The organism is Paracoccus sp. UBA889 (genome assembly GCA_002294185.1).
Classification (GTDB): domain Bacteria; phylum Pseudomonadota; class Alphaproteobacteria; order Rhodobacterales; family Rhodobacteraceae; genus Paracoccus.
In genome coordinates, this window is sequence record DBFD01000046.1 from 1 (window position 1) to 20,831 (window position 20,831).

The window sequence follows — 20,831 nt, forward strand, 5'->3', positions numbered from 1 at the left end:
TAGCGGTATTCCGCAAGAACTCCGTTGTAGAGGGTCGGCTGGTCGATCAGCGCGCGAAAAGCGGGAAACTGATAAGCGTCGGAAGCCGTCGGCACAAGCAGGAGATCGGGCTTGCGTTCGTCCAGCGCCGCAAGCGAACAGGCGGCAGGCTCGGTCGCGCGTCGGATGACGTGGTCGGGCCGGAACGCCGCCCATTCTTCCTCGGTCCCCTCGACGATGACGCGATCTGCGACCCGCATGGCGCCCCGCCATGCGGGCGCGCCGTCAGCGCTGCCGGTCGCCCAGAGATGCACCGGAACGCCAGCGTCGCGGGCGGCATCGAAAAAGGCGGAGCCGCGTTCGGGAAGATCGCCTGTCAGACTGGCGAAGGCCTGGTTCCATTCCCCACCCTCACCGGAGCCGCCCCCGGTCGCCGCAGCCTCGACCACCACGATCTCCAGGTCGAGATAGCGGAACTGATCGAGATATTCCGCCTCGCGCAGCCAGATCGTCTCGGTCAGCCAGGAAAGCCGTTCGAAGCCGCGCTCCGAGCCGATAAAGCCGATGCGCGGCGCGTTGTCGCCCTGGGCTCGAAGACGCTCTCGTCGCGTTTGCGCCTCGGCCTGCCATTCGGCGGCGGCGATCGACGACAGCACCGGTGCCCAATCGCCACCCGGCTTGAAATGGCTTTGCAGCGCAGCCATCTGCGCGGCACCGGCATGGCAGGCGAGGGCGATCACCTCTTCCGTTGTTTCGGGGAAGAGGCGGCGAATAAGCCGCTCTCTCTGGCGGCTATAGCGGGTCTGCAGGCTCGACGCGCGCCGGCCCGCCTCGCGGCCCCAGTCGATCGCGGATTCGAGCACTCGTGCCGAACGCAGTCTTGCCGTGTCCGCCCATCCTCCGATGCGAAGCGAGACAGCATCGGGAGGCGCGGGAAGATACCAGATGGCGGTGGCAGCCGCATCGCCGGCATCGGTTCGAGGGCCGGATGGAAGGACTTCGACCGATTCCGGCAGGTCCACCACGATGGCGCCGGTGGCGAGATAGGGATCGATCACGCGCTTGCGCGAATCCAGAAACCGGACCGATACCTTCGCCCTGCCAAGCGCGCGACCAGCACCTTCAGGTTCGACGGACTGAAGCAGAAGGCGAATTTCCAGGACATCGCCCGGCGTCACCGGAAAGATCACCGTTGTCTCTCCGTCATCGCCTTGATCCGAAATGGGTGGGTTCATGAATCAGTTCGCTCACGGATTGGGCCGATCTATCATCGGCGCTTAGCACCTGCCACGACCTGTGATCAACCCGAGGATGAAAAGCCCGGTATCCAACGGTTTCCGGCAACGGATCTGTCAGGCCCGCGCGGCGGTGTCCAGGCTGGCCTCGTCACCGAAGCTTTCCCTTGCGCGCCGGATTGAGATTCCGGCACGCCAGTCCGCCATTCGGTGCCTGGTGACCCCGCCAGGACTTGAACCCGGAACCTAGCGCTTAGAAGGCGCTTGCTCTATCCAGTTGAGCTACGGGGCCGTGCCGCCTTGATAGCGGCTGGAATACCGGTCCGCAACGCAGGGCGTCGGTGTCGCGCGTCCGATTTCTGATCGCCGGGCGAAATCCGGCAAGCCCGCGGCGCCCGCCCGGCCGCCCGATCCGGATGGCCGGATGCCGTATCGGCAAGGCGGCTTGCCAAATGCCCGTCCACGACCGAGGGGTCACAATGCCAGCGTCATGAAAACGCTGTTGGGATCCTCGCGATAGGCTCCGAAAGGCGGGCAGATGGAAAAACCCGCGCGGCCATACAACGCCCGCGCCGCGGCGAAAGATGCCTGCGCACCGGTTTCCAGCGACAGCTGCGTCAGACCATCGCGCCTTGCATGATCGATCATGTGCACCAGAAGAAGCCGCGACAGACCGGCGCCGCGATATTCGGCCAGAACATGCATCGACTTGATCTCGGCATGGCCGTTGCACAACCGCTTCAGCGCGCCCATCGCGACCGCAAATCCGTTCCGGCGGGCGACGAAGAAGGCGATCTCGGGAACGGCCAGACCCTCTCGCGGCAGGGCGTGGTTCGATTCGGGTGGGGTGTCGGCATGCATCTCGGCCCAGTGGCGCCGAAACAGGGGCGCCAGATCCGCGGCCAGGGGGTTTTCGACGGCGATGGTCAGGTCCGCCCCGTCAGACGAACAAGGATGTGACTCGTTCAACGCTTGCTCCCCGTGCCTTTGATCTGGTCGAGAACACCGATATGCGATGTCCGGATCGACTGAAAGGTGTCTTGCCCTGGCTGCGATCATCGGCGGAATGTGAAACGAGATACCGCGCAAGCCGGGGCGATCGCGCCGATCCTCGCACTCTTTCCAAATACCTTCGGGGGGTCCGGGGGGCGACGCGCCCCCGGCCGCCCGCCGCCGGCGACCGGGCGGCGGTTCAGCGCGCCGGTTCCAGCCGCGTCACGCCTGTCGCAGCTGCGCGCGCCAGTTCCGGATCAAGCGACATGCCGATATACTCGCCACGCCGCCACAGATCGGCCAGATCGTCGTAGTGGCGCGACAGCGGGTGTCCCGATTGCCCGGTTGACAGGATGAAGACCGAGGAATCCGGATCGGCCAGATCATAGACGCCGCGATAGCCCGGACCCGACACCGCCTCGTAGGGTCGTTCGGCCCCGCCCAGCAAGCCGGTGCGCGAGACGGTGAAATCGCCGCCCGACAGCGATTGCGTCAGGTTCACCACCCAGCCAAGCGCCGGAAGATAGCCGAGGCCGGGGTGAATCTGCCGGCCCTGATGCGCGTCCCCCCACCGCCAGCTTGCCACATCGGGACCGAAACGCTGACTCAGATCCAGGATTGCGCTGTCCAGCGCCTGCCGCGCGATGGTCGTGCAATCCTCGATGGGCGCGCTTTGCACCACGTCGCACCAGCGCGCCGCGCCGCCTGTATTCCGGAACACGGCATCGATGAAACCCGGATACAGGCGGGTGATGTCCTCGGCCAGCGGACCGATCTCGTCGCGGATCAGACGATCCTGCAGGGCCTGCATCCAGGCGGTATAGATCAGCGGCTCGGGCAGGTGTTCGCTCATCGAGCCATCCCATTCGGCCAGCAGGTTCAGCGCGTCCTGCCTCTGCCGCTCGGGCGTGCCGGCGGCGGCGGGATCGCCGGTGAACCACAGATCGGCCCCGACCAGAGGCAGCAGCGCCCGCGCCGCGGGGCTGACCACGTCCAGCTGCGCGGCGATGAAGCTGTCGCGGGAATGGATTTCCCGGTCGTCAAGCAGGCGCCCCAGACGGGCCCGGCGCAGGGCAAGCGGGCCGCGTTCCCCGGTCGCGATCACGACCGCATCGCGCGAAGGAGCCACCGCCTTGCCCGGCCCGGATTCGTCGACTCCCTGCCACTGACCCGCGCGCAGCCAGCCCGGCACCGGCATCTGGCCGCCGGTCGGATGATCCGTGGCGCGACGCGGCAGGGCGCCCACCGTGACCTGGCGCACCCGTTTCGGATCGGCCAGAGTCACGTTCATCGCGGGCGCGACGGTGCGGCGCATGGCGGTCGCGGCGCTGTCGATATCGGTCGCCCGCATCAGTCCGATCAGTGCCGACATGGTGCTGTCGTCGCGCACCGAGCCGGTCCAGCGCAGGGCCGCGACGTAGCCCTGGGGCGTCACGCTGCGCAGCCCCGGATCCAGCGCCGGCACCAGCGGACCATTATCGGTCCAGCGTAACGTGATCGGGCGATCGGATTCGTCCAGCACCCGGATCACCTCGGTCCGGGTGCGGAAATCGGTCCAGCCGTCAGGGCCGCGATAGCGGTTCGGATTGCCGGGCTGGACCTCCTCCATCGCGATATCGGCGTCGTCCACCGGCGCGGGCGAGATCCCCCAGGCCAGCTGCGGATTGCGTCCCGACAGGACCACCGGCATCCCCGGTATCGTCGCGCCGATCACCCCGCCCGAGGTCAGTTGCAGCCGCGCCAGATAATAGAGCGATGGCGCGATCAGCGGAATATCCAGATCATTGGCCAGCAGCGCGCCGCCGGCGGCGGTTCGTCCCGATGCCGCGGCGAAGCCGTTGCCGCCCAGACCCGCCCCGGGCCGCAGGAAACCGGCCACGTCGCGCAGGCCGGCCGGCTGCGACAGCTTCTCGGGCGCGGGCATGGCCAGGCCGGGAAACAGATCGCGGTATCGGGGCAGGGCGCGGGGTTCGGCCTCGCCGGTCAGCACCTCGGGGCCACGATCGGGATCGGCCAGCGACAGCCGGGCGCGCAGGATCTCTTCGGCCGCGGCATCGGTCGTCGCGGCGGCCAGAAGTTTCAGGATCGCAAGGGAATCGGCGGGCTGCCAATAGGCGATGTCCTGCGGCACCAGAAAGAATTCCGGCGCGCCCCGGCCAAGCGCGCCGTCATTCACCTTGGCGATCCACTGATTGACGCCCGCCGCATAGGCTTCCAGCGCGGATCGGGTGGCCTCGTCCTGCGCCTCGAGCGAGGCGGCGGCGCTGCGATAGATTTCCAGCCGCCGCGCCAGATCGTCGGCGGCAAAGGCGCCCGCGCCATAAACTTCGGACAGCCGGCCCTGGGCCGCGCGGCGCAGCAGGGTCATCTGGAACAGCCGGTCCTGGGCATGGGCCAGGCCCAGGGCGAAGAACACATCCTCGTCGGTCTGCCCGAAGATGTTGGGCACGTCTTCGGTCGAACGCACGATCTCGACCGGGGCCGAAATGCCGCTGACGGTCAGCGTCGCGTCGTAGTCTGGCAACGAGCGGACGAAGAAATACCACGCCAGCACCACGGCCAGCACCAGCACGACGATCAGCGCAATCGTCAGCCTCAGCAGCCAGCGGAACAGGGTCAGCATCTCGGGCGGAATTCCATGTGCGGCGCGGCGCCTGTTCTTCGGGCGCATCGGCCGGCTTGACCGGGACGCGCGGGGGTGGTGGGTTGCTGCATAGGACAGCCGCGCGGGCATTTCAACGCGGGGTTGGGCCGGCGCCAAAGAAGGCCCGGCCCCTGTCGGCGCAAGGCAACAGCGGAGGATCGGCGCGATGGCGAAAGTGGCATTTCTGGGACTGGGCGTGATGGGCGGCCCGATGGCGGGGCATCTGAAGGCGGCGGGCCACGAGGTGACGGTTTACAACCGCACGGCATCCCGCGCGAAGGAATGGGTGGCCAGGCATGGCGGCGCCAGCGCGCCCAGCCCCCGCGAGGCGGCCGAAGGCGCCGATTTCGTGATGGCCTGCGTCGGCAATGACGACGACCTGCGCGCGATCTGCCTTGGCGATGACGGCGCCTTTGCCGGCATGGCCAAGGGCGCGGTCTTCGTCGATCACACCACCGTCTCGGCGGCTGTCACGCGGGATCTGGCCGCACTGGCCGCGGCGGCCGGGATCGGCTACGTGGACGCGCCGATCTCGGGCGGGCAGGCGGGGGCCGAGAATGGCAAATTGTCGGTGATGTGCGGCGGCGCGCAGGCCGATTTCGACCGCGCCGCGCCGGTGATCGACGCCTATGCCAAGATTTGCCGTCTGATGGGCGATGTCGGGGCGGGCCAGATCACGAAGATGTGCAACCAGATCGCCATCGCCGGGCTGGTCCAGGCGCTGTCCGAATCGCTGGCCTTCGCGAAGAAATCCGGCCTCGAGGTCGGCCGGGTGGTCGAAGTCATCTCGCAGGGTGCCGCCGGTAGCTGGCAGATGGAGAACCGCCACAAGACCATGGATGCGGGCGAATTCGATCATGGCTTCGCCGTGGACTGGATGCGCAAGGATCTGGCGATCTGCCTGTCGGCGGCGGATGAGGTGGGCGCATCGCTGCCGGTCACGGCGCTGATCGACCAGTTCTACAAGGAGGTTCAGGGCATGGGCGGCGGCCGCTGGGACACCTCGGCCCTGATCGCCCGTCTGACCCGGTGAAACCGGTCCTGCACCGGGCCGTCTGCGACGATCCGCAACCGGAATGGTTCGAGCGGCGTTTCGCCCTGCACGGCTGGACCGGAAGCTGGCGCGACGGCGTGTTCGACTGGCATCATTATCACCTCACCACGCACGAGGTGCTGGGCTGTTATGCGGGCAGGGCCATTCTGCTTCTGGGCGGCGAGGCGGGACAAAGGGTCACGTTGTCCGCGGGCGATGTTGTCATCATCCCCGCCGGGCTGGCCCACAAGCGGCTTGACGCTGAGGCCGGCTTTGCCGTTGTCGGCGCCTATCCGGGCGGCGGGCGGCCCGACATGCAACGGGGCGAGGGCGAGCCCTGCCCGCTGCCGAAATGGAAGACCGACCCGGTTTTCGGCTGACGGCGCCGGGCGGAGGTAAAGAAGGAAGTTTGTCATTGTCTTACAAATCCCTCGTCGGCCAGATCGAATTCGACATTCTCTCTGTCAGCGATACCGAGGCCCTGGGCGAAATGGCGATCCAGCCGGGAATCATGAACTCCTTCGGCACGATTCATGCCGGCGCGCTGGTCTGGTTTGCCGATGTGATCGCGACCAATCTGGTCGTCGGCGAAGAGCAGGTGACCGAGGGCGGCGACAGCATGCCCGTCGCCGTCACGCTGAATGCCCAGGTGCTGTCCAACCGTTGCGAGGGGGTGGTGACGGCCAGGGCGTTCTGGTTGCGCCGCGGCCCCCGGGTTTCGACCGTGCGCACGCTGGTGACGGACGAATCCGACCAGGTTCTGCTTGATCTGACCTCGACGCACCAGACCGGCGGATAGGGTCGTCAGGTGCGGTTCAGGCCCGGCTCGACCCGCGCCAGCGCTGCCTCGACCGCATCGGCAAAGCTTTGCGGCCCGAGATGCAGGATCCCGGAATGGGCGGCGCAGACCGTCCGCGTCTCGGCCCAGTCGGCGCCGATGCCGCGGGCCCAGCGGCGAAAATCGTCCGCGGCACCGGGGCGGTCCTGCAGGGCCCGAAGCAGGGTCGGATGAAAGGTCAGGCGCGGCAGGCCCATGGTCCGGCGCAGCCATTCGGGCAGCGGCAGCACGTTCAGCGTATCATCGACATGGACCGTGCCGCTGGCGGGATGGAAGGCCAGCAGCGATCCGGCATGGACGCGCTGATCCGCACAGATATAGTCGATCCCCTCGGGCAACGAGAAATCCAGCTCGCCGGCAAGGCGTGCCGCAAGATCGGCGCTTTCGACCGGCTGGTCCTGCCAGGGCAGATCGGGCCATTTGCGCCAATGACGCCGGGATCCGTAAAGCCGCGCTTGCGGAAACATCTGCGCCATCGTGGCACAGTGCAGCGTGTGGAAGGGATGCAGGTTCAGGATCGCCTCGACCGCCGCGCCGCCATCGGTCAGGGCCATCACCCTGTCGCGGGTCGGCATGTCCATGGCACAGGAATCCAGCGCCACGAAGCGCCCCGAGCGCAGCCGCACCAGAGAGGCCTGGGTGCCCACGTTGAGCAGGCCGAACAGCCGCAAATCGCCGCGAATGTTCCAGAAGCCATTGCCCAGATCGATCAGCCGTTCCATTGTCAGCGCCCCGGCGGATCGCCGGGATCGCGGCTGAACGGCACGTCGATCCGGGCCGCCTTGCATATCTGGCGCAGCGCCGGTCGCATCCCTTCTTCCAGAGTCGGGTGATAGAAGGGGTTTCCCAGCAGGGCTTGCGCCGGGTTTCCCGCTTCGATCGCCCATGCCAGCAGATGCGCCAGATGTTCGCCCCCCGGCGCGCACAGATCCGCGCCGATCAGCTTGCCCCGGACATCGGCATTGATCCGCACGACGCCCTCGGCCCGCGCCTCGACGCGGGCGCGGCCCTGATCGGCATAATCCGAAAGGCCCGACAATCCGGCCTGATCGGGACCCGCGCCGATGGTGGCGGTGGGTGGATCGGTGAAGATCAGCATGAAGCCATGGTTTCGCCGCACCGGGCCGACCGAGGGGAAGGCGGCCGCGTTGCTGCCCGCGATGCCGCCCTCGGCCGCGGCTTCGTGCAGGATCGCGACATCGGCATTGACATCACCTGCGATGAAGACCGGCCCGTCGCCGCATTGCATCGTGTTTCGGTCGAACACCGGCACACCGTCATCGTCCAGCGCCAGACCCGCCCGGTCAAGGTCCAGCCCGGCCAGCGCGGGCGGGCGGCCCGTCGCCAGCAGGACGTGATCGAAATCAGCCTCGCCATCGTGATCGCCGCTCCAGCGCAGATGGATCGCCTCGTCGCGCGCCTCGGGGATGACCTTGCAGCCCAGCTTCAGGTCCACGTCGCGCGACAGCGAGTCGCGCAGCACCCGATGCACCCGGTCGCAGCGGATCCGGCCCAGGCGGCGGCCCTGATCGAACAACGTGACGGAAACGCCCAGCCGGCCGAAGGCCTGAGCCAGTTCCAGCCCGATCGGACCCGCGCCGATCACAGCCAGCCTGTCCGGCAGGTCGGGCAGGTCGAACACGGTGCGATTGGTCAGCAGCCGATCGCCGAGACCCGTGAATGGCCCCGGCACCAGCGGAAAGGCCCCCGTGGTGATGACGATCGCGCCCGCCTCGATCCGTCGGCCGTCGTCCAGTCGCAAGCTTTTCGGACCGTCGAACCGCGCGCTGGCGCGGATGCAGGTTCCGGGCGGCAGCCGGTCAAAACCGCGTTTCACCCCGGCGACGAAATCGTCGCGCAGGTCGCGGACCCGCTGCATCACCTTGCCGCCATCGATCCGCGCGGGCGGAACCTCGATCCCGAAGACCTCGGCGCGACGCAGGTCATGGGCGGCATGGGCTGCGGCGATCAGCAGCTTCGATGGCATGCAGCCGACACTGGCGCAGACCGTGCCCGCGAAATAGGGGTCGATCAGCAGGGTTTTCGCCCCCGCCTTCCGGGCCGCGCGTTCGGCCGAAATGCCGGCCGTGCCCGCGCCGATCACGGCCACGTCGCATCGCAGATCGTTGCCGCTGCCTGTCTCGCCCATCCCCGTTCCTTTCCTGTCCACCCAGACAGAACAAGCCCGGCGCGTCGGGGTTCCTCGCAGCGTCGGTGGGCTTGCAGGCCCGGCCGGAGCGGGATCGCGGCGAGGCGGCTTAGCCGCCGGTCGCGCGCAGCGCAGTCCAGGCGGCGCGGAGACCGTTCAGCGTCATCTCTTCGGCATCCGCCCGGTGCGGGGCCGCGCCCTGCGCAAGCAGCGCCTCGGCATAGGCATCGCCCGGCGAATCCGATGCGACGATCGCCACGTCCTGACCCAGCCAATAGGGCCGGGCGGCGGCAAGTTCGATCCCGATCAGCAGACCGGACAGACGTGATCGCGCGACAACCGGCGCCAGCCCCGTCAGCAGGGATTGCGCCCGCAGCGAGAACAGGTCCGAGGCAATCGCCGCCGGCCGCGACATGGCATGGGCGACCGCATCCGCGAAGGCGCCCGAATCGTGGCCGGCGGAGCCGACGGAATGGCGCAGCACCGAATGTCGCGACAGCAGCGCGAAGATTTCGCCGGTCATGAAGCTGCGAAAGCTGACGACCTCGCCGGCGCTGACATGAACCCATTTGCTATGCGTGCCGGGCAGGCACAACACGCCGTCGAAACCGGGATGGGCGGCAAGATAGCCCGCGATCTGGGTTTCTTCCCCGCGCATCACGTCGGCAGGGCCGGCCTGGGACAGGCCGGGCAGGATGAATACCCGCAGGCGCGGATCGCCGGGCGAGGGTCGCGCCGCGTCGGCGATCGTGCCGGGCGGGCAGGGAACCGCGCGATAGGGCGCCTCGACCCAGCCTTGCCGGGCACCGGCCATGCCGCAGCAGATGACCGGGACCCGGCTTGCGGCCGGCAGCGACGATCCGATCAGGCCCAGCAATGTGGATTCGTAGTCGCCCGGCCCGATCTGGCCCATGCCGCTGTCGCTGCGGATACGATCCAGCACCCGGCCCTGGCCGTCCATGGTCCAGACCCGCAGATGCGTGGTTCCCCAATCTGCGGCGATCCAGTCAGGCATGGGCATCATCGTCTCCGTCTCGGCAAGCGCGCGCAGCATGGCGATTTCGCCCGCCGCTGTCCAGAAAGCGCGGCGACACGCTTGAGAGGGCGGGATCTTTCATCTAGTCACGATTTCCATGCGAATCCTCTTTCTGGGCGATGTGATGGGCCGGAGCGGCCGGCGTGCGATCGGCGAAAGGCTGGCGCCGCTGCGGGAACGTCTGAAAGCCGATCTGGTCGTGGTGAACGCCGAAAATGCCAGCGGCGGGCGCGGCGTCACGGCGGGCCATGCGCAATTGCTGCTGGATTCGGGCGCGGATTGTCTGACGCTGGGCGATCACGCCTTCGACCAGAAGGATTTGCTGAGCTATGTCGAACGCGAGCCGCGCATCATCCGGCCGCTGAACTATGCCCGAGAGGCGCCGGGGCGCGGTCACGCCGTGGTCGAGGACCGGCGCGGGCGCAAGGTTCTGGTCGCGCAGGCGCTTGGGCAGGTCTTCATGTCGCGGCCCTATGACGATCCGTTCTCGGCGCTGGACACGGTGCTGAGGGCGCATCCCCCGGGGGGCATGGTTTGCGCGGCCATCGTGGACATCCATGCCGAGGCGACCAGCGAAAAGATGGGAATAGGCCATTTCTGCGACGGTCGCACAAGCCTTGTCGTGGGCACCCACACGCATGTTCCCACCGCCGACGCACAGATCCTGCCGCGCGGCACCGCCTATCAGTCGGATGCCGGGATGTGCGGCGATTACGACAGCATCATCGGTATGGAGAAGACCGAACCCCTGCGCCGCTTCGTGACCGGCATGACGCGCGACCGCTTTTCCCCGGCCGAGGGCGAAGCCACGCTGTCGGGCGTTCTGGTCGCGACCGACGACCGCACCGGCCTTGCCACCGCGATCGAGCCGGTGCGCGAGGGCGGCCGGCTGATGCAGACCCACCCCTAGGCCCCCGATGTCGGCGCGACGGCACCGGTCCGCCCGCCGCGCGTGCCCGGAGCCGTTCACAGGGGCCAGACGATCAGCAGCATGGGCACCGAGACCGCCATGACGATCACCTCCAGCGGCAGTCCCAGCCGCCAGTAATCGCCGAACCGGTAATCGCCCGGCCCCAGGATCAGCGTGTTGTTCTGATGCCCGATCGGCGTCAGAAAGGCGCAGGAGGCGGCGATCGAGATGCCCATCAGGAAAGCGTCGGGCTGCACGCTCAGCTGTTCGGCCAGGCGGATGCTGATCGGCGCGGCGATGATCGTGGTGGCGTTGTTGTTCAGCACTGCCGACAGCAGCATGGTGACGATCATCAGCAGGCTCAGCGCGATCCAGGCGGGATAGCCCTGGGTCAAGGCGACGATCCCGCCGGCGATCAGCGCGGTGCCGCCGGTCTGGTCCAGCGCCAGGCCCAGCGGGATCATCGCCCCCAGCAGCACGATGACCGGCCAGTCCACATGGTCGTAAAGCTCGCCCACCGACAGCACGCCGAACAGGACATAGGCGATCACCACCACGCCAAGCGCGATCGGCATCGAGATCACTCCGAAACTGGTGGCGATGACGGCGGCGGCGAAAAGCCCGACGGCGGTCAGCATGTGACCCTCGCGCTGGACCGGCAGGCTGCCGCCATCCAGGCGCACCACGCCGGCCGACAGCAGCACCTCGTTGGTGCGGCTTTCGGGAACCAGCAGCAGCAGCATGTCGCCTGCCGCGATCTCTTGGCGGGGCAGGGCATCGCGCAGGGCGATGCCGCGCCGGCGCATCCCGATCAGAACGCTGTCATAGCGGTTGACGAGGCCGAAGGATTGCCCGGTCCGTCCGGAAATCGCCGCGCCGACCGGCACCAGGCATTCGATCAGATGCTGGCCCTCGGTGTCGGCGCGGGCGCGTGGCTCGATGCGGCCATCGGGAAAGGCCAGCTTGGCGATCGAGCGGTATTCGTCCAGCGCCGGCGGATCGCCCCGCAGCACCAGCACGTCCATGGGCTCGATCCCGTGATCCTCGATCCGGCCGCTGATCGTATGGCCGTGACGTGACACCCCGACGATGCGGATGCCGACCTCCTGTGCCTCGCGGCGCGCTTCGGCGACGGTCTTTCCGCGAACCGAACTGGTTTCGGTCACGACCATCTTCGCGATATAGCGGCGCGGCCGCTCGGCGGTGGCGCCGCCGCGGCCTTCGCGGTGCCGGCCCGGAATCAGGCGCCAGCCGAACAGCGCGATGAAGGCGATGCCCGCCAGCGCCACCGCGCCGCCCACGGGAAGGAAGTCGAACATCCGATAGGGCTGTCCCAGGGCATCGGCGCGAAAGCTGGACACGATCAGGTTCGGCGGCGTGCCGATCAGCGTCAGCATCCCGCCAAGGATGGTCGCGAAGGCCAGCGGCATCAGCGTCATCCCCGCCGCCCGGCCGGATTTGCGCGCCGCTTGCATGTCGATGGGCATCAGCATGGCCAGCGCCGCGATATTGTTCATGAAGCCGGACAGAAAGCCGCCGACGCCGCCGAACAGCGCGATATGGGCGGTCACGCCGCGGTCGCGCGCCGACAGAAGCCGCGTCAGCCGCGACACCGCACCGGAGCGGGTCAGGCCCGCGGTCGCCACCAGAACCAGTGCCACGATCAGCGTCGTCGGATTGCCGAAACCCGAAAACGCCATCTCCTGCGGCACCACGCCCAGAATCACCGCCGCCATCAGCCCGGCGAAAGCCACGATGTCGTGGCGCCAGCGTCCCCAGAACATCAACACCATGATCGCGGCCAGCAGTGAAAACAGGACGATCTGCTGATAGGTCATGTCACCCCCTCTGGCCGCCGTTTCCCGACGCGCCGCTGTTTCTGCGCGCTCAACGCCCGCGCCCCGCCGCCGGTTCGTCTTGCGATGGGGCGCGGTGCTGGACTAAAAGCGGCGCGATCCGGATTCTACCAGACATGCGAAGGACGACCGACAATGGCAGGTCATTCCAAATGGGCCAATATCCAGCATCGCAAGGGCCGGCAGGACGCCGCCCGCTCGAAGCTGTTCTCCAAGCTTTCCAAGGAAATCACCGTCGCCGCCAAGATGGGCGATCCCGACCCCGACAAGAACCCGCGGCTGCGGCTTGCGGTGAAGGAGGCCAAGGCGAATTCGGTTCCCAAGGACGTGATCGACCGCGCGATCAGGAAATCGCAGGGCGGCGATGCCGACAATTACGAGGAAATCCGCTACGAGGGATACGGTCCCGACGGAATTGCACTGGTGGTCGAGGCGATGACCGACAACCGTAACCGCACCGCCTCGAATGTGCGCAGCTATTTCACCAAGTCGGGCGGTGATCTGGGCCAGACCGGCTCGGTCAGCTTCATGTTCGACCGGGTGGGAGAGATCATGTATCCGGCCTCGGTCGGCGATGCCGACAGGGTGATGCTGGCCGCGATCGAGGCCGGGGCCGAGGATGTCGAAAGCGATGACGAGGGGCACTGGATCTACTGCACGGGAAATGACCTGAACGATGTCGCGACGGCGCTGGAAGCGGCCTTGGGCGAATCCGAGACGGCGAAGCTGATCTGGAAGCCGCAGGCACCGACCGAGATCGCCGATATGGAAACGGCACAGAAGCTGATGAAGCTGATCGAGACCCTGGAAGACGATGACGACGTGCAGAACGTCACCGGCAATTTCGATTTCTCCGATGAGGTGGCAACCCGGCTGGAGGGATGATTGCTGCGCCCGGCGGTGACGGCGACCGCCGTGGCCGGTGTCGGCGCGGATCGCCGGGGGGCATCCGGCGGTCCCTGGCAGGGTCGCTGGAAGGGGGCCGTGGTTCGCGCCCGTCATCCGCGCGCCCCAGGTGGCCTATGCGCCGGGCGCGCGCGCAACGCGCGCGCTGAGGCCCAGCGGCAGCGACCGGGGCGGGCCATGCCCGGCCCGGTCCCATTCCGGTCTCCGACCGGCCGGCTTTCACAGGAACCTGCCATGTTGTCTTTCGCCGCCGGACTGGGCACCGGGCTGTCCCTGATCCTCGCCATCGGTGCGCAGAACGCCTTCGTTCTGAAACAGGGATTGCTGCGGCATCACGTCTTTGCCGTCTGCCTGTTCTGCGCGGTCTCGGATGCGCTGCTGATCGCCCTCGGCGTCGCCGGCATGACCAGTATCGCGCTGGCCGCGCCCTGGCTGCTGGTGGCGATGAAATGGGGCGGCGTGGCCTTCCTGATCGTCTATGGCGCGCGCTCTTTCGCGGCGGCGCTGCGCGGCGGCGAGGGTCTGCGCCCAGAAGGAAAACGGGCCTCGCTGACGGCGACCCTGGCCACGATCGCGGCGCTGACATGGCTCAATCCCCATGTCTGGCTGGATACGGTGGTGCTGCTGGGGGCGATTTCGGCGCAATGGCCCTCGGCCGTGGGGTTCGCCCTGGGTGCGATGACGGGGTCGGTGCTGTTCTTCTTCGGGCTGGGCTATGGCGCGCGGCTGCTGGTCCCGGTCTTCGCGCGGCCGTCCTCTTGGCGCTGGCTGGAGGCCGGGGTCGGCGTGGTGATGTGGGTCATCGCCCTTCGGCTGGCGCTTGGCTGATTGGGCCTTGCGCGAGGGCGTCAAACCCGGCAGTTGCAGGATATGCAAATTGACCGTGATACGCGCCGGGACCTGATCGGCATCGGCTGGATGCTGGCGACCGGGGCCTGTTTCGTCGCGGTCAACGGCATCGTGCGCGGCCTTGGCGGCGCGCTGCCGGCGCCTCAGGCAGCCTTCATTCGCTTCGTCTTCGGGCTGGTCTTTCTGGCGCCGGTGCTGGTCGGGGCCCTGCGGCAGGGATTTTCGGTTCCTGTCTGGCGCCTGTTCGCGCTGCGTGGCGGGCTGCACCTGATGGCGGTGATCATGTGGTTCTACGCCATGTCCCGGATCACCGTGGCCGAGGCCACGGCCATCGGCTTTCTCAACCCGATCATGGTGACCATCGGTGCGGCGCTGTTTCTGGGCGAGACGCTGGCCGGCCGGCGGATCGCGGCCATCGCGGTAGCCTTTCTGGGCGCGCTGATCGTGCTGCGGCCTGGGCTGCGGCCGCTGGATCCGGGCCATCTGTCGCAGGTCGGCGCAGCGGTGGCCTTCGGAACCTCCTATCTGCTGGCCAAACGGCTGTCGGGACAGGTGCCCGCCGCAACCGTCGTGGCGGTTCTGTCGCTGACCGTCTCGGTCGGGCTGGCGCCGATCGCCTGGGCGGTCTGGGTGCCGCCGACGCCGGGCCAGATCGGCTGGCTGGCGCTGGTCGCGGGGTTTGCCACGGCGGGCCATTACACGATGACCCGCGCCTTCGCCGCCGCGCCGCTGGCCGTCACCCAGCCCGTCACCTTCCTGCAACTGATCTGGGCCAGCCTGCTGGGCGTCTTCGTCTTCCACGAACCGCTGGACGGATGGGTGATTCTGGGTGGCGGGATGATGATCGGCGCGATCACCTATATCACCTGGCGCGAGGCGCAGCGTCGCGCCAGAACGCAGACGCCGCCCGTCAACGCCACCAAGGCCTGAGGCTCAGGGCGTCTCGCAAAGACCCATCGCCTGTCCGAAACTCTGCCCGCTTTTCTCCAGCCTGCCTCCGTCGATGCGGATCGGCCGGTAGGGCGGTGTGTCCTGCACGCCGGGCTGGACCTGGGTCAGCCGGTAGCATCCGGTGAACACCGTCTTGCCGCCCGCCGTGTCGGTCGCCTCGATGGCGACGGGAACGCGGGAATGGATCGCGCCCGCGGTCCCCTCGGATCGCACCTCGCCTATGCGCAGGGCGACGGTCCCGGTTCCCGTGTAGCCGTCGCGGAACGTCGCGTAGTCGGGCGCGCCGTCTTCGGCGAAATAGCTCCAGGCGCGGAGATATTCGTGCCGGTCGATGGCGTTGTAGAGCGAGGTGATCACGCGCGCAGGCGATGAGCGATCGTCGATGAACCGGTCCGCGGGCTTCGCGGCCAGAACCGGCGCGGCGATGGCGGCGACAAGGGCTGCGATCAGAAGACGGGTCATGACTGAACCTTTCGGCATCTGGAACAGCGGGTAAACCCGCCCCACGCCGGCGCCGTTCCGCCGCCGCACGAAGCCGGGAACGGACGTGATCGGACGCGGGGCCGACCGCATCCGCGCCGACTTGACCGCCCCCGCCAGACCCCGCTCTGACCCGAGGGGGCGCTCGACGGGGACGTTGGCGCGGTGTTCAGAAGCCGGAAACGCCCATGATCCGGCGGATCTCGCCGTCGCGGGTCAGGCCACGGGCCGCCAGTTCCGCGTCGCTGACGCGGTTCAGGCGTTCCAGCGCCTGCATCCGGGGATTGGCTTCGGCCAGTTGGACCATGAGCCGGCCGAAGGCTGCGAAGGGCGCCGCCAGCGCCGACAGGATTGCAGCCGGGGTCTTGCGGTCATTGATTGCGGTGGTGGCCATGTGGAAACTCCTTTGTCAGACAAAGCCGTTTCCTCCCTGCGACCAAGGTCGGATCTCGGGGCCGTTGACGCAACCGTCAATGCTGCATGGCAGCATTGCAAGTGCTTCAAGGGCTTGCGGCCTCCGATGGCGCGCGGCGCCGCCGGGTCCGGTTCGCCGTCAAAGCGGCCAGAAGATCGGGATCACCGCCGAGGCCGTCACCGCCATCAGCAGGTTCAGCGGCAGGCCCACGCGGATGAAATCCGAAAAGCGATAGCCGCCCGGCCCGTAGACCAGCGTGTTGGTCTGATAGCCGATCGGCGTCGCGAAACTGGCCGAAGCGCCCATCATCACCGCCACGACCAGCGGTCGCGGATCGACGCCGAGCTGCTGGCCCAGCGAGATCGCGACCGGCGTGACGATGACGGCGACGGCATTGTTCGTCACCGTCTCGGTCAGCGCCGTCGACAGCATGTAGACGGCGAGGACCAGACCCCAGGGCGGGATGTCGGCCAGCCAGGGCGCCACGGAGCGAACGATCAGTTCCACCGCGCCGGAATTCTCGAGACCCGTTCCCACCGCCAGCATGGCAAAGATCAGCGCCATCAGCCGGCCATCGACAAAGCCCAATGCCTCGTCGGCGTCGATGCAGCGCGTGCCCAGCACCACGGCCACGCCGAGAAAGGCCAGCAACAGGATCGGCGCCACCTCGAAGGCCGACAGGATCACCACGGCGGCCAGGGTTGCGACCACGATCGGCGCGTGCCGGCGGCGATAGGCGCGATCCGAGGGGATGTTGACCTCGACCATCTCCATGTCGCTGGCCAGCCGCTGGATATCCTCGGTCGCGCCTTCCAGCAGCAGCGTATCGCCGACACGCACGACCAGATCATCCAGCTGCCGGCCGATGTTCTGGCTTTTGCGATGGACGGCCAGCACATAGACGCCATAGCGCCGGCGCAGCCGCATCGAGCCGAGGCTGCGCCCGACCATGCGGCAGCCGGGCGTGATCAGCACCTCGACGGTCGAGGTCTGGACGGAACTCAGCTTGTCCACCATGCGCAGATCCTTGTGGCCCTGAAGCCCCAGAACCTCGGACATGGGGGTGCGCAGGACAACACGGTCTCCGGCCTCGAGCCGGACCGAGGTCAGATCGCGCCGCAGCGAGGCATCGCCGCGCAGGACATCGATCACGCGGGCCGTGTCGCGGGTGAAGATGTCGATCTCGTCCAGCGCCTTGCCGATCACGGCGGAATCTTCGGGGATCGCGACCTCGGTGAAGAACTTCATCTTCGTGCGGCCCGACATCAGTTGCGACATCGAATCGCGGTCCGGCAGCAGGCGTGGGGCGAAGATCAGCAGATAGGTGATGCCCACGACCGCCATTGGCAGGCCGACCGGCGCGATCTCGAAGATCGAGAAGGGCGCCATTCCGGAATTGCGGGCCACGCCGTCCACCAGCAGGTTGGTCGAGGTGCCGATCATCGTCATCGTGCCGCCCAGGATCGACAGATAGGACAGCGGGATCAGCAGCTTCGAGGGGGATTTTCCCATTTCCTTCGCCAACTGCATGAAGATCGGCATCATCACCACGACCAGCGGCGTGTTGTTGACAAAGGCCGACATGGCGCAGACCAGGCAAGAGACAAGGCCCAGCGTCATCATCGGACGCGCGCCCGCGTGGCGCGCCGCGCGCTGACCGATCCAGTCCAGCGCCCCGGTCCTGACCAGCCCGCCGACGATGATGAACATGAAGGCAATGGTCCAGGGCGCGGGGTTGGCCAGCACCTCGGCCGCGTCGTCCTTGCCCAGGATTCCAAGGCCCAGCAGCACCACCGCGCCCAGAATCGCGGTCACTTCGGGCGGGTAGGTTTCGCGGATGAACAGCGTCAACATGCCCGCGATGATCAGGATCGTGACGATCGCCGAGGCTGTTCCGGTCAGTTCAAATCCGAACATTCATGTCTCGCATCCCGCACCGGGGAACCGGCCAGTCGGCGCATATTGATCCTATTCCGCGCCGTGCCGCAAGCGGGCCGTCGCGCGGCTGCCTGGATCGGCGCCGGTCAGGGTCGCGGGCGTCGCGGCGCCAGGCGGGCGGCCCGCGGGACCCTTCGCCGCCATCATCCGCCTGGCCCGGATCCGGCCTGCGGACGCCCTGGCGCGCTTCCGGCCCGGTGACCGATCAACGATTCGGCCACAATCCCGCGTGACGGTTCACGTCCTTGTAGAGAAGATAGCGGAACCGCCCCGGCCCGCCCGCATAGCAGGCCTGCGGGCAGAAGGCGCGCAACCACATGAAGTCGCCGGGGCCGACCTCGACCCAGTCGCGGTTCAGGCGATAGACGGCCTTGCCCTCCAACACGAACAGCCCGTGTTCCATCACGTGCGTTTCGGCAAAGGGGATCGAGCCGCCGGGTTTGAACGTGACCAGCGTGATGTGCATGTCGTGGCGCAGATCGGCCGGATCCATGAACCGCGTCGTGCCCCAGGCGCCGTCGGTATCAGGCATGGGCGAGGGCGGCAGATCCTGTTCCCGCGCGATGATCGGATCGGGCCTGTCGAGTCCCGCACAGGGCTGCCACCGCTTGCGCCACCAGTGAAAGCCGGTCGGGCCGGGCGTCACGTTGCGCACCCGCCATGGCGTTCCCGCCGGGATATAGGCAAAGCCGCCCGGTTTCAGCAGGTGATCGGCACCGTCGATGGTGACGCGCAATTCGCCGCCGGTGACAAAGACCGCGTGCTGCACTTCGGGATCGTCATCGGGGGCGACGCTGCCGCCGCCCTCGGCCAGTTCGACGACATATTGGCTGAACGTCTCGGCAAAGCCGGACAATGGCCGGGCCAGCATCCACATCCGCATCCCGTCCCATCCCGGCAGGTAGGAGGTCACGATGTCGCGCATCACCGTGCGGGGGATGACGGCATAGGCCTCGGTGAAGACGGCCGTGTCGGTGGTCAGGCCGGTCTGCGGCGGCAGGCCCGCGACGGGGCCGGCATAGGGCCCGGACACATCCGCTTCGACGATGGTGGCCGGATCGCCGGTGGGGGCACCTTTCGGGGGCTGGTTCATGGCAGAAGATCCTTCAGGCGAAGTTCGGCGATGCGCATGACCTGTTTTTCGGCCTCGGCGCGTTCGGTTTCGGTATTGTTGTCCACCCGCGCCCGCATGGCGGCCTGGATGCCGGGCTTGTCGTAATCGCGCACTGCGATGATGAAGGGAAAGCCGTGCCTGGCGACATAGGCGTCGTTCAGCCGCGTGAACTCGGCCCGTTCGGCATCGGTCAGGCTGTCCAGCCCGGCGCTGGCCTGTTCGGAGGTGCTTTCCGCCGTCAGCTTCTTCGCCGCCGCCAGCTTGCCGGCAAGGTCCGGATGCGCCCTCAGCACGTCCAGGCGGGCCTGATCGTCGGCCGAACGAAAGATCTGCGCCATCCGCCGCGCCAGCCCGCGGGCGCTGTCATGGACCGCGCCCATCTCGGCGCGGTGGACACGCTCGGCCACCCAAGGGGAATGTTCGTAGATGCCGCCGAATTTCAGCACGAAGGCGTCGCGGCTCATCTGCGAGGGACGTTCGCGCGGTTTCCAGGGATGGGTCTCGGCCCAGTGGCGCGCGATGTCGAGGCGGGTGGCGAACCACACGCCCTCATGCGCGCGGGCGTGATCGAGGAAGCGCCGGATCGCCATGGCCCGACCCGGGCGCCCCGCAAGGCGGCAATGCAGGCCGATCGACATCATCTTCGGCGCGCCGGCCTGACCTTCGGCATAGAGAATGTCGAAACTGTCGCGCAGGTAATCGAAGAACTCGACCCCGGTGCCGAAGCCCTGACCCGACGAGAACCGCATGTCGTTGGCGTCCATCGTATAGGGCACCATCAATTGCGGGCGTTCCTGATGGACATGCCAATAGGGCAGGTCGTCGGCGATGGTGTCGGCCAGATAGGCAAAGCCGCCTTCCTCGCAGCCAAGCGCGACCGTGTTCATCGAGGTGCGGCCCTGGTAGAAGCCAAGGGGACGTTCCCCGGTGATGCGCCTGTGCAGGTCGACGGCCCGGGCGATGTGATCGGCCTCGACCTCGCGCGGGACGTCCTTGTAGTCGATCCATTTCAGCCCGTGGGTGGCGATCTCCCAGCCCGCCTCCTGCATGGCGGCGACCTGTTCGGGCGCGCGTTCCAGCGCGGTGGCGACGCCGTAGACGGTGATCGGCAGATCCTTCAGCATCCGGTGCAGGCGCCAGAATCCGGCCCGTGCACCGTAGTCGTAGATCGATTCCATGTTCCAGTGCCGCTGGCCGGGCCAGGCCTGGGCGCCGATGATCTCGGACAGGAAGGCCTCGGAGGCGGCATCGCCGTGCTCGATGCTGTTCTCGCCGCCCTCTTCGTAGTTCATCACGATCTGGACCGCGATCCGCGCGCCGCCCGGCCATTGCGGATCGGGTGGGGTTTCGCCATATCCTCGCAGGTCGCGGCTGTAGCGCATCGTGATGTCCTTCCCTTGGCTGGTTTCACAAGACCCGTCCGGGCCGCGCCGGGCAAGTCGGCAAGTCCGAAATTCTGTATCAACAAATCGACAAAGATCGCGGCGCTTTCAATCCCGCATTGA

General features: G+C 67.6%; 19 protein-coding genes and 1 tRNA gene. 7 read left to right on the plus strand and 13 right to left on the minus strand.

What is annotated here, in order from left to right; all coding sequences use genetic code 11:
- The 4 genes from B4L36_RS08020 to B4L36_RS08035 all read right to left on the minus strand — a co-directional run.
- Positions 1–1,214: hypothetical protein (locus tag B4L36_RS08020; protein ID WP_292955101.1), on the minus strand; the 1,214-nt coding region annotated here is incomplete at its 3' end.
- A 215-nt stretch (positions 1,215–1,429) separates the two neighbouring features.
- Positions 1,430–1,506 (minus strand) — tRNA-Arg (locus B4L36_RS08025).
- 182 nt (positions 1,507–1,688) lie between these two features.
- Entirely contained in the window at positions 1,689–2,183 is a 495-nt protein-coding gene (locus tag B4L36_RS08030) for a GNAT family N-acetyltransferase (protein WP_292955104.1), read from the minus strand.
- 223 nt (positions 2,184–2,406) lie between these two features.
- A complete protein-coding gene (locus tag B4L36_RS08035; protein WP_292955107.1) occupies positions 2,407–4,830 on the minus strand; it encodes a penicillin acylase family protein in 2,424 nt (807 codons plus the stop codon).
- Positions 4,831–5,017: 187 nt separating this feature from the next.
- On the opposite strand from B4L36_RS08035, the gene B4L36_RS08040 reads away from it, so the two are divergent.
- The 3 genes from B4L36_RS08040 to B4L36_RS08050 are packed head-to-tail and all read left to right on the plus strand — an operon-like array spanning position 5,018 to position 6,683.
- On the plus strand, positions 5,018–5,884 hold the full coding sequence (locus B4L36_RS08040) for an NAD(P)-dependent oxidoreductase (RefSeq protein ID WP_292955110.1): 867 nt from the start codon (positions 5,018–5,020) through the stop codon (positions 5,882–5,884).
- On the plus strand, positions 5,881–6,264 hold the full coding sequence (locus tag B4L36_RS08045; protein WP_292955113.1) for a cupin: 384 nt from the start codon (positions 5,881–5,883) through the stop codon (positions 6,262–6,264). The genes B4L36_RS08040 and B4L36_RS08045 overlap by 4 nt, the downstream gene beginning before the upstream one ends.
- 35 nt (positions 6,265–6,299) lie before the next feature.
- Complete coding sequence (locus tag B4L36_RS08050; RefSeq protein ID WP_292955116.1) at positions 6,300–6,683, plus strand: PaaI family thioesterase; 384 nt, start codon at positions 6,300–6,302, stop codon at positions 6,681–6,683.
- Between the two features lie 5 nt (positions 6,684–6,688).
- Here the strand turns inward: B4L36_RS08050 and B4L36_RS08055 are convergent, their stop codons facing one another.
- From B4L36_RS08055 to B4L36_RS08065, 3 genes are all read right to left on the minus strand, one after another.
- Positions 6,689–7,444: a hypothetical protein gene (locus B4L36_RS08055; RefSeq protein ID WP_292955119.1), complete on the minus strand. Its 756-nt coding sequence runs from the start codon at positions 7,442–7,444 to the stop codon at positions 6,689–6,691.
- Positions 7,445–7,446: 2 nt separating this feature from the next.
- Positions 7,447–8,871 carry a dihydrolipoyl dehydrogenase gene (locus B4L36_RS08060; protein WP_292955122.1) on the minus strand — a complete coding sequence of 475 codons (1,425 nt, stop codon included), beginning with the start codon at positions 8,869–8,871 and terminating at the stop codon, positions 7,447–7,449.
- 109 nt (positions 8,872–8,980) lie between these two features.
- Positions 8,981–9,925 (minus strand): 2-dehydro-3-deoxygalactonokinase, encoded by a 945-nt coding sequence (locus B4L36_RS08065; RefSeq protein WP_292955125.1) that lies wholly within the window; start codon positions 9,923–9,925, stop codon positions 8,981–8,983.
- A gap of 79 nt (positions 9,926–10,004) precedes the next feature.
- On the opposite strand from B4L36_RS08065, the gene B4L36_RS08070 reads away from it, so the two are divergent.
- Positions 10,005–10,817: a TIGR00282 family metallophosphoesterase gene (locus tag B4L36_RS08070; RefSeq protein WP_292955128.1), complete on the plus strand. Its 813-nt coding sequence runs from the start codon at positions 10,005–10,007 to the stop codon at positions 10,815–10,817.
- Positions 10,818–10,873: 56 nt separating this feature from the next.
- On the opposite strand, the gene B4L36_RS08075 is transcribed toward B4L36_RS08070, so the two are convergent.
- Positions 10,874–12,655, minus strand: coding sequence for an SLC13 family permease (locus tag B4L36_RS08075; protein ID WP_292955131.1), 1,782 nt, complete (start codon positions 12,653–12,655; stop codon positions 10,874–10,876).
- Positions 12,656–12,808: 153 nt separating this feature from the next.
- Between B4L36_RS08075 and B4L36_RS08080 the strand changes: the two genes are divergently transcribed.
- The 3 genes from B4L36_RS08080 (at position 12,809) to B4L36_RS08090 (ending at position 15,358) form a co-directional block, all read left to right on the plus strand.
- Positions 12,809–13,558 carry a YebC/PmpR family DNA-binding transcriptional regulator gene (locus B4L36_RS08080; protein ID WP_292955134.1) on the plus strand — a complete coding sequence of 250 codons (750 nt, stop codon included), beginning with the start codon at positions 12,809–12,811 and terminating at the stop codon, positions 13,556–13,558.
- Between the two features lie 255 nt (positions 13,559–13,813).
- On the plus strand, positions 13,814–14,407 hold the full coding sequence (locus B4L36_RS08085; protein WP_292955137.1) for a LysE/ArgO family amino acid transporter: 594 nt from the start codon (positions 13,814–13,816) through the stop codon (positions 14,405–14,407).
- A 42-nt stretch (positions 14,408–14,449) separates the two neighbouring features.
- Positions 14,450–15,358, plus strand: coding sequence for a DMT family transporter (locus B4L36_RS08090; protein WP_292955140.1), 909 nt, complete (start codon positions 14,450–14,452; stop codon positions 15,356–15,358).
- 3 nt (positions 15,359–15,361) lie between these two features.
- On the opposite strand, the gene B4L36_RS08095 is transcribed toward B4L36_RS08090, so the two are convergent.
- The 5 genes from B4L36_RS08095 to puuE form a co-directional block, all read right to left on the minus strand.
- Positions 15,362–15,841 carry a hypothetical protein gene (locus B4L36_RS08095; RefSeq protein ID WP_292955143.1) on the minus strand — a complete coding sequence of 160 codons (480 nt, stop codon included), beginning with the start codon at positions 15,839–15,841 and terminating at the stop codon, positions 15,362–15,364.
- 187 nt (positions 15,842–16,028) lie between these two features.
- Positions 16,029–16,253, minus strand: a complete 225-nt coding sequence (locus B4L36_RS08100; protein ID WP_292955146.1) for a DUF1127 domain-containing protein — start codon at positions 16,251–16,253, stop codon at positions 16,029–16,031.
- A gap of 159 nt (positions 16,254–16,412) precedes the next feature.
- Positions 16,413–18,191, minus strand: coding sequence for an SLC13 family permease (locus tag B4L36_RS08105; protein WP_292955149.1), 1,779 nt, complete (start codon positions 18,189–18,191; stop codon positions 16,413–16,415).
- Between the two features lie 226 nt (positions 18,192–18,417).
- Positions 18,418–19,305, minus strand: coding sequence for a bifunctional allantoicase/(S)-ureidoglycine aminohydrolase (locus B4L36_RS08110; protein ID WP_292955152.1), 888 nt, complete (start codon positions 19,303–19,305; stop codon positions 18,418–18,420).
- A complete protein-coding gene (puuE, locus tag B4L36_RS08115) occupies positions 19,302–20,708 on the minus strand; it encodes an allantoinase PuuE (RefSeq protein WP_292955155.1) in 1,407 nt (468 codons plus the stop codon). Before puuE ends, B4L36_RS08110 begins: the two co-directional genes overlap by 4 nt.
- Positions 20,709–20,831 lie beyond the last annotated feature (123 nt).